General features: G+C 63.7%; 8 protein-coding genes and 1 tRNA gene. 1 reads left to right on the top strand and 8 read right to left on the bottom strand.

Features of this window, described 5'->3' with window-relative positions:
- From AAG799_RS05680 to AAG799_RS05650, 7 genes are all read right to left on the bottom strand, one after another.
- Positions 1-194 (bottom strand): hypothetical protein (locus tag AAG799_RS05680; protein WP_341894833.1); only part of this gene is annotated, 194 nt, incomplete at its 3' end.
- A complete protein-coding gene (locus AAG799_RS05675; RefSeq protein ID WP_341894832.1) occupies positions 191-793 on the bottom strand; it encodes a TRAP transporter small permease in 603 nt (200 codons plus the stop codon). The genes AAG799_RS05680 and AAG799_RS05675, both read right to left, overlap by 4 nt.
- 43 nt (positions 794-836) lie before the next feature.
- On the bottom strand, positions 837-1892 hold the full coding sequence (locus tag AAG799_RS05670; protein WP_341894831.1) for a TRAP transporter substrate-binding protein: 1056 nt from the start codon (positions 1890-1892) through the stop codon (positions 837-839).
- A 168-nt stretch (positions 1893-2060) separates the two neighbouring features.
- Positions 2061-2516, bottom strand: coding sequence for a VOC family protein (locus tag AAG799_RS05665; protein ID WP_341894830.1), 456 nt, complete (start codon positions 2514-2516; stop codon positions 2061-2063).
- Positions 2517-2521: 5 nt separating this feature from the next.
- The gene (locus tag AAG799_RS05660) at positions 2522-3529 is read right to left on the bottom strand and encodes a 2-oxoglutarate and iron-dependent oxygenase domain-containing protein (RefSeq protein WP_341894829.1); all 1008 of its coding nucleotides are present in this window, start codon (positions 3527-3529) and stop codon (positions 2522-2524) included.
- Positions 3530-3593: 64 nt separating this feature from the next.
- Complete coding sequence (gene recQ, locus AAG799_RS05655) at positions 3594-5453, bottom strand: DNA helicase RecQ (RefSeq protein WP_341894828.1); 1860 nt, start codon at positions 5451-5453, stop codon at positions 3594-3596.
- Positions 5454-5565: 112 nt separating this feature from the next.
- Positions 5566-5642: transfer RNA gene (locus tag AAG799_RS05650), tRNA-Arg, on the bottom strand.
- Between the two features lie 301 nt (positions 5643-5943).
- Between AAG799_RS05650 and AAG799_RS05645 the strand changes: the two genes are divergently transcribed.
- Positions 5944-7092, top strand: a complete 1149-nt coding sequence (locus AAG799_RS05645; protein WP_341894827.1) for a hypothetical protein — start codon at positions 5944-5946, stop codon at positions 7090-7092.
- Between the two features lie 74 nt (positions 7093-7166).
- Here AAG799_RS05645 and AAG799_RS05640 read toward each other — a convergent pair whose 3' ends face one another.
- Positions 7167-8654 (bottom strand): ABC transporter substrate-binding protein, encoded by a 1488-nt coding sequence (locus AAG799_RS05640; RefSeq protein ID WP_341894826.1) that lies wholly within the window; start codon positions 8652-8654, stop codon positions 7167-7169.
- Position 8655: the final 1 nt, after the last annotated feature.

Below are 8655 nucleotides of genomic sequence, written 5' to 3'. Positions count from 1 at the left end.
GGAATGGCGGTCAGGCCATTGTCACTCATGGTGCCCCAGGCCACCGAGGCCGACGACACCAGGAAGGCATTGCCGAAGGCCAGCATGCCGCCGCCCAGGCCCATCAGCAGCATCACCGCGCCGATCGGCAGGCCGATCAGCATCAGCGCCACCATGACCAGGAACCCGATAACCCCAATGGCGACCATGCTCATGGTGTCGGATCTTTCGTCAACGGCAGATCCGGATCGGCCGAGACACCGCGTGCCCGCAGATCGTCGAGCTCTTCCTGCAATTCTTCCTTGCTGCCGCGCGGACCGTAGAAGCGATTCAGATCACTGCTGCGACCGGCCAGCGCCAACCGGGCAAACCGCATCAGTTCAAGCACGGCGACGACACCGAACACCCCCAGGGCACACAGCCAGGCGGTCTGCGGAAGCCAGAGCGGCGTCGCCCAGGGTGTCTGCGCCGTGGCATTGAACAGCAGCGATTCATCGAGCGCGATCCAGGCCATGCGCAGCAAGGCTGCCGCACAGAGCGCGATACACAGCAGCGACAGGCCATTGAGCGCGATGCGCAGCGGCTGCGGCAGACGGTCATGCAGCAGGTCGATACGGATATGGGCGCGGCTGATCAGGGCAACGGCGCAGGCCAGCGCCGCACCGCAGGCCAGAAGATAGCCGCCCAGTTCATCGACGCCCTGCAGCGAATAGTTGAACAGTTTGCGCAGCAGCGTTTCCGCGGCCACAGCCAGGGCCTGGATGAGGAAGACGGCCCCGAACAGCGCGGCGGCCACAGTTTCAAAACGCTTCATCGGGATTGCGTGCCGGCAGCGGTCGCCGCCGGCACCGCCTCGCCTATTTCAGGCCGATGATCGGCCCGACCGAGGCCTTCCAGCCCGCCGAGCAGCCGGGATTGACCTTGTCGCAGGCTTCCGACCAGGCCGGATAGGAAATCTCGCGCACGGCACCCTTTACCAGATCAAGATCCTGCGGCTGCACCGCGACAGTGGTGAGTTTGTATTTCTTGCCGGTGGTGCAGGGCTCCTGCCCGGCATTGCAGCGCATTGCATCATCCCAGAGTTCCTTGGAATAGCTCCAGATGCTTTCATTCAGATCGGTGAAGGCCTTCTGCAGCTTGACCTGCTGGTCCGGCTTCAGCTTCTTCCAGGTATCGAGATTGATGCCATAACCCTGCACCGCGACCTGCAGCGCTAGCGGATAGACATGGGTGACGCTTTCCGGCCAGCCGGCGGAATTCGCCGAGCTGGGGCCGGTGACGGCGCAATCGATGGTGCCGAGCGACAGGCCCTGCGAGACCTCACCGAACGCCATGGTGACCGGCGTGGCGCCGACCCGCTCCATGAATTTCGCCATCACGCCATCGAGGATACGGACCTTGAGGCCCTTGAGATCGGCCAGCGACTTGATCGCCGGCTTGCAGAACACCAGCTGCGGGCCGAACGGCCAGACGCCGAGCAGCTTGGTGTTGAAGAGTTTCTGCAGCCGCTCGTCGACGGCGCCCTGATAAGCGGTCACCACCTTGCGGGCGGTGTCGTAATCGCCATTGAGGCCGACCAGGTCGAGGCCAAGAATGGTCGGCTCGTCGCGCGAAATCTGCGCCAGACGCAGGCCGATGATGTCAAACAGGCCGGAGCGGGCCACGCGCAGCTGCTCGAATTCCTTGATGCCGGTGGAATCGAGCGGCTTGTAATCGACTTCGACCGGGAAGCCGAGGGTCTTGGGCAAGGTCTCGAAAAACGGCTGCTCGCGATCACTGCGGATCTTGCCGGTCGCCAGCGGCATCCCCATGACCCGAAGCTTCACGGCCTCCTGGGCCTGGGCCATACCTGTCAGGGCCAGGCAGCCCACCATCAACAGGCCGCCTATCGTCGCTGCAATCGTCTTGGTCATGATCATCCCCTCGCTCAGTACCCGGAAAAGGTTTGCAAAGACCAGGCCACGCCTGACCAGGCGCCGGAAGCAAGCCAGGGGCATGAATTGCCGCTCCCCCGTCCGTCTGCCCGCCTTCAGTAAAGACCATGCGCTTATAAAATAGGCAATCCCGGAGGAGCAGACGCCCTAGAGCGGGCGCCGCTCCGGCGGCAGGGCGTCATAAGGTGTGCGCGTCCCCACCCGGTGATTGACGCGGAAGACATTGCCTTCCGGATCGGCCAGCACCGCCTGACGCGCATTATAGTAGGTCAGGTACGGTGGCTTGAGCACCGCACCGCCCAGCCGCACACAATTCTCGGCAATACGATCAACCGCATCGGCGCTGTCCAGTTCGATGGTGAAATAGACCCCGAGTGGCAACGGGTTTTGCGCATCCACCGGCTGTCGTGTCTGCAGATTGAGCAGCGCATAGGCCTCGGTGGCATTGAAGCCCAGTTCAGCGCCATGGGCATCGAGGCAGCGATAGATCGGCGAGCGATGCGCCGCGATCTCGGGAAAGCCCAGCAGTTCTGTATAGAATCCCGACAGTGCAACAATGTCGCGGGCAAACAGGTTCACATAGGCAAGACGGGCGGCAGCCATGCTTATCACCCTGCCTTGCGGCCGTAGGAGCGATTAAACATTTCCATCATATGCTCGCCGGCCAGGCAGGGCGCATGGCGCGGCGGCCGTTCCGCGCTGCTGCAACCGGGCAGGCATTCGATACGGGCGAAATGATCGGGCGTATAGAAGAACGGCACTGAATAGCGATCGCGCGAAACTTTGGCGCGGTTCAGCACGCGATGCATGTTGGAGCGATAGAGATCGTTGGTCCAGCGCTGCACCAGATCGCCGAGATTGATCACGAAGCTGCCGGCCAGCGGCGGCGCGACGATCCACTCCCCCGCCGTGTTCTGCACTTCCAAGCCGCCGGCATCGTCCTGCGCCAGCAGCGTGATGCCGCCCCAGTCGGTATGCGCGCCGGCGCCCAGCTGGTTGAACTGCGCCGCCTCTGGCTGCGGCGGATAATGCAACAGCCGGACAACAGCATTCGGCTTGCGATACATCGGCACAAAATAATCCGGCGCGAGATCGAGCGAGCGCGCCAGCAGGCTGAGCAGCCGGTCGCCCAGCACGCGCATGGCCGCATGATAGGCCTGCATCTGCCTGCGGAAGCCGGCGGCATCGAAGCCGGGCAGGTCATCACCGGGCCACTGGTTGCCGCCATAGCCACGGATGCCGGCGACGACATAGGCATCATCTTCCGGCAGGTCGGCCGTGTAGTAAAAGCCCTCTTTCAGGTCCGGCGGCGAAGCCGCATCCAGTGTCTGCCCGGCCAGCGGTTCGTAGCCGGCGAAGCTGCGCGAGCGCTTCATATGCAGGGCCGCCTTCACATCCATCGGCAAAGCGAAGAAGCGCCGCGCCCAATCGAATTGCGCGGCAACCAACCCCTCTGCCACGCCATGACCGGCAACATAGAAAAAGCCGGTATCCCGGCAGGCCTTGTGAATCTCCCAGGCTGTTGCGCGGCAGGCGGCGTCATCGTTACCCGCCGTGGCGGCGATATCGATGACGGGCAATTCCCTGGCGGGCTGCGGCGGGGAGTAGAGAACCATGATGCGGCATCCGGACTGATGAACTCAGCCTCAGGCCATGCAGCATTGATGCCAAAGCACCAGATCAGGCGGCGCGGTCGTCCTGGTGCGCCAGCACGACATCGAGAAACACCTGGCCAAAGCGTTCCAGCTTGGCCTGGCCGATGCCGTGAATATCAGTCAGTCGATACAAACTGGTCGGCCGCTTGGCCGCCAGTTCAAGCAAGGTGCGATCCGAAAAGATCACATAGGCCGGCTGCTGCAACTCGGTGGCAAGCTGGCGCCGCAGATCCTTCAGCGCTGCCAGCAGGCGCTGATCCGCCGGTTCGAGTGCCGCCTCGGCCATGCCCGATGCGCCGCGGCGGCTTTTTTCACGCCGCGCGCTCAGGGATTCAACACGCATCTCGACCTTCTGCTGGCCACGCAGCACCGCACGGCCGGCATCGGTGATGAACCAGCCGCCATGGCCAGCAATATCAAGATCGATCAGGCCGCCACCATAGAGCTGGCGGAAAATCGAGCGCCAGGCATTGGCATCGCGATCCTTGCCGACGCCGAAGGTAGGCAGGCGATCATGCTCGCTGCGCAGGATCGCATCGGTGGTGTTGCCGAGCAGCAGCTGCACCAGATGCTCGGTGCCATAGCGCTGGCCGGTGCGCATCATCGCCGACATCGCCTTCTGCGCCTCCACCGTGCCATCGAAGCGCGCCACGCCATCCTGGCACAGGTCGCAATGACCGCAGGGCTCAGAAGCCTCGCCGAAATAGGCCAGCAAGGTCTGGCGACGGCAGCGCGGCGATTCACACAGTGCCACCAGGGCATTGAAGCGCTGGCGTTCGATGCGCTTGCGCTCATCCGAGGTCTCGCCCTCTTCGATCTGCATGCGGCGCAGCCGCATGTCGTCGAGGCCATATAGCGTCAATGTCTCGGCCGGCAGCCCGTCGCGGCCGGCACGGCCGATTTCCTGGTAATAGGCTTCCACATTGCGCGGCAGGTCGGCATGGCAGACATAGCGCACATCGGGTTTGTCGATGCCCATGCCAAAGGCCACGGTCGCCACCATCACCACGCCATCGTCGCGCAGGAAGGTATCCTGGTTGGCATCGCGCAGGCGCTGCTCCATGCCGGCATGATAGGGCAAGGCATTGTGGCCCATCGCCACCAGGCCGGCAGCCAGCTCCTCGGTCCGCTTGCGCGACGAGCAGTAGACGATGCCGTTCAGGCCGCGGCGGGCGGCGATGAAATCGCCGATCTGTTTGCGCGCGCTGGCCTTGGGCTGCATCATCAGATGCAGGTTTGGCCGGTCGAAGGAACGGATGAATTCGCGCGGCACCTTCCCGCCATCGCCGGCGAACAGCTTCTGCACGATATCGGCCCGGGTCGGCGCATCGGCCGTCGCCGTCAGCGCAACGGTGGTGATATTGCCCAGTTCGGCACGGATGCTGCCCAGCGCCAGATATTCCGGGCGAAAATCATGGCCCCATTGCGAGACGCAATGGGCCTCATCGATGGCCAGCAGGCCGGCATTGGAGCGCTTGAGCAGAGCCACGGTGTCGGGCCGCACCAGCCGTTCGGGCGCGACATAGAGCAGCCGCAGGCTGCCCTCGCGCAGGTCGCGATAGACCCGCTGGTTCTCGGCCTCGTCATTGGCGGAATTCAGGCTGGCGGCGTTGATGCCGAAGCCCTGGAGCTGCCGCACCTGGTCGCGCATCAGCGCGATCAGCGGCGAGACCACCACGGTCAGGCCGCCGCGCAGGATCGCCGGCAGCTGATAGCACAGCGACTTGCCGCTGCCGGTCGGCATCACCGCCAGCACATCCTCGCCCCCCAGCAGCGCCTGCACGATCTCGGCCTGCCCGGCGCGGAAACGCTCGAAGCCGAACACCGTGTGCAGCATGGCCTGCGCTGCATCCATCGAAACAGGACTGGGGGAAACTGATGTCATGCCAACCGCTTGGCAGCACCGATTCGCTGCGCACCCACTGGCATAACAAAGATGCCACCGCCGGGCGAGGCCTCAGGCCGGGCTGGTTTCGCGGTTAAGTGCTTGAAGAAAATGGTGCGCTCGAAGAGATTCGAACTCCTGACCCCCAGATTCGTAGTCTGGTGCTCTATCCAGCTGAGCTACGAGCGCACGGCGATTGGTATCGCAACGGGGGCGGAACCTACTCAATTCACTGGGGGGACGCAAGGGCCAAGCCCGGAATACTGCCCTGCCGTGCAAGCCTCGGATTCTACAGGCAGATGATGCTTGCGGGCGGTTCTGCCGACCCCTAGAATAACGCTGTCTCCAGAAGGCTCGCCACGCGGTTCTCCGCTGGGCTGGAACCACTGAGACGGGGGGCCTCCAGGCCAGCAGTTCTGAGTTCATAACAATCAACGCGAGACCGCGCGGCATGGCACATCCTGTTCGTAATCCGGCGCATCGGCGTCGAATGCTGGCTTCGGCAAGCACGATTTCCCTCGCTTTGCTGCTCTCTGGCTGCTCTTACGTCAGCGATGAACTCTGGCCGTCCCTGACCGGCGCCGACCCCTCCGAACAGCCGGTGATGCGCCAGCAGATTCCGGCCTCGGCGGCAGAATCGAACCCGAGCCCGATCCTCAGCCAGCCTGCCATGGGCAGCACCAATTTCGTCGTGCCGGGCGTCACCCAGGCCGCCTCGACCGGCACTTTTGTCGGCCAGAAGGTGCAGCAGATGCGCGGCGAGCTGTCGCAGCTGCAGCAGCAGGTCACCCAGCGGAACCAGCAGTTGCAGGCGGCCCGCGGCAGCGCCACCCAGAATTCCCAGCGCTATCATGGCACGGTTGCCGCCGTGTCGACGCGCCTGCAGATGGGCACCACGCCGGGCAATCCGATCCTGGTCAGCCAGTGGACCCAGGCGCAGACCGATCTCGACCGCATGGCCGCCGATGTCGGCACCCTGAGCAACATCGCCAACCAGGTGGCTGCCGATTCCGCGATGTCGACCTATCTGCTGCAGTCGATCAAATCGACCTACAGCCTGCAGGGCGCCATCGACGAAGATCATCGCCAGCTGTCGGTGCTGGAAGACGAAACCTCGAAGACCGTGGTGCTGATCGACCGCCTGCTTGGCGAACTCAGCACCGATGTCGCGCGCCAGACCAACTATATCGGCGCCGAGCGTACCAACCTGACGACGCTGTCGGCCGCCATCAAGCAGGGTGAGCTGCTCGGCCCGGGCCTGGGCAACCGCGCCAACTTCTATGCCGGCGCGCAGCAGTTTGCCGCCGCCGATGCGGCCGCCGCGCCGTTTGCCGCCGATGGCCGCACGCCGCTGGTGGTGATCCGCTTCGACCGCGCCGACGTGCCCTACCAGCAGGCGCTGTACAACGCCGTTTCGCAGGCGCTGGCCCGCAAGCCCAATGCCGTGTTCGACGTGGTGGCGATTGCCGCCGGCGGTACCCAGGCGCAGACCGCCAGCAACCAGAACCAGGCACGCCGCAATGCCGACCGCGTCCTGCGCTCGCTGGCCGATATGGGCCTGCCGGCCAGCCGGGTGAATGTTTCGGCCGCCAGCAGCAGCCAGGCCGCCACCAACGAGGTTCAGGTCTTCGTGCGCTGAAGCGCTCCGGCCTTACGACACTAAAAAAGCCCGGCTTTGAGCCGGGCTTTTTCTTTGTCTGAAGGCTGTGGATCCTACTGCCAGGACACCGCCGTCAGGTCGTTCACGAAGATCGGTGCATTGACCCAGAAACCGGTCAGGCCCTGCTTGTACACGCCCAGCCGCGGCAGGTTGTACAGATAGACATTGACCGCATCGTCGGCCAGCAGGCGCTGCAGATCCTGCAGGGCCCTGGCACGCTCGGCCTTGTCGAGCGTCGAATTCGCCTTGGCGATCAGGTCGCGGGCCTTCTGGCTGTCATACTGCCAGTAATATTCCGGCTCGGCATATTTTACGAAGTCGTTCGGCTCGACATGGCTGATCACCGTCAGGTCGAAATTCTTGTTCTTGAAGGTGCCATCCAGCCACTGCGCCCATTCGACATTCTCGATCTTGGCGGTGATGCCCACCTGGCTCAGCATGGCCTGCACCACCTCGCCGATCGGCCGCGCATAGGGCGGCGGCGGCAGGCGCAGCGTGACTTCCAGATTGTTCACGCCGGCTTCCTTCAGCAGCGCCCTGGCCTTGGCCGGATCGTAGGGATACTGCTTGGTCAGATCGACATAGGCCGGATCATGCGGGGGGAAATGGCTGCCGATCGGCTTGCCATAGCCTGCCGTGGCGGCCTCGATCACCGCATCGCGGTCGATGGCGTAGGTGAGCGCACGGCGCACCCGCACATCATCAAACGGCTTGCGCTTGTTGTTGATGATCACCATGGTCTCGCCTTCGGTCGAGCCGGCCGTGACCTTGAAACGCTTGTCCTTCTCGAACTCGCGCACATTCTCGCCGGTAATGCCGATCGGCACGGCGTCGATATCGCCGGCCCGCATCGCCGCCACCATGGCGCCCTGGTCGCTGATGAAGCGCATCTTCACCGTCTTGATCTTGATGGCGCCCGGGTTGCGATAGGTATCGGTGGCAACCAGGGTGACGGAATCGCCCTTCACCCAGTTTTCCAGCTTGTAGGGGCCGGTACCCACCGGCTTGGTGGCATTGGTATCGCTCGATTCCGGCGCCGTGATCACCGCCGTGTTCTCGCCCAGGCTGAACAGGAAAATCGGGTCCGGGGTCTTGAGCGTGATCGCCACCGTGAGCGGATCGGGCGTCGCGATGGAGGCAATGTTGGTGAACACCGCCTTGCGCTTGTTGGTGCTCTTCTCGCCGGCATATTTCTCGAACGAGAATTTCACATCGGCGGAATCGAAGGTCGTGCCGTCGTTGAATTTCACGCCTGCCTTCAGCTTGAAGGTGAAGGCCTTCATATCCGGCGACACAGTCCAGCTGTCGGCCAGCAGGGGCTGCACCTCGCCATTCTCGGCGATCTTGGTCAGGCCCTCCAGGATATTGTAATGCACCACATCGCCAATCGCGGCGGCCGGGGCGATGGTGGGATCGAGACCCGGCGGCTCCAGCGACATGGCCATGATGAGGGATGTCTTGGCTTGTGCCAGCGCCTGGCCGGCAGCCAGCGATGCCGCCGTCATTCCCATCGCAACCGCGAATATTTTCCAGCCCTGCATG

Origin of the sequence: Ferrovibrio terrae (genome assembly GCF_943371255.1) — a bacterium.
Lineage (GTDB): Bacteria > Pseudomonadota > Alphaproteobacteria > Ferrovibrionales > Ferrovibrionaceae > Ferrovibrio > Ferrovibrio terrae_B.
This window is presented reverse-complemented; position numbering and strand designations above follow the sequence as displayed.

Excerpts from the sequence above, each read along its gene's own strand:
- AAG799_RS05675 (WP_341894832.1), bottom strand. The coding sequence starts at position 793 with ATGAAGCGTTTTGAAACTGTGGCCGCCGCGCTGTTCGGGGCCGTCTTC.
- AAG799_RS05670 (WP_341894831.1), bottom strand. The coding sequence starts at position 1,892 with ATGACCAAGACGATTGCAGCGACGATAGGCGGCCTGTTGATGGTGGGC.
- AAG799_RS05665 (WP_341894830.1), bottom strand. The coding sequence starts at position 2,516 with ATGGCTGCCGCCCGTCTTGCCTATGTGAACCTGTTTGCCCGCGACATT.
- AAG799_RS05660 (WP_341894829.1), bottom strand. The coding sequence starts at position 3,529 with ATGGTTCTCTACTCCCCGCCGCAGCCCGCCAGGGAATTGCCCGTCATC.
- recQ (WP_341894828.1), bottom strand. The coding sequence starts at position 5,453 with ATGACATCAGTTTCCCCCAGTCCTGTTTCGATGGATGCAGCGCAGGCC.
- AAG799_RS05645 (WP_341894827.1), top strand. The coding sequence starts at position 5,944 with ATGCTGGCTTCGGCAAGCACGATTTCCCTCGCTTTGCTGCTCTCTGGC.
- AAG799_RS05640 (WP_341894826.1), bottom strand. The coding sequence starts at position 8,654 with ATGCAGGGCTGGAAAATATTCGCGGTTGCGATGGGAATGACGGCGGCA.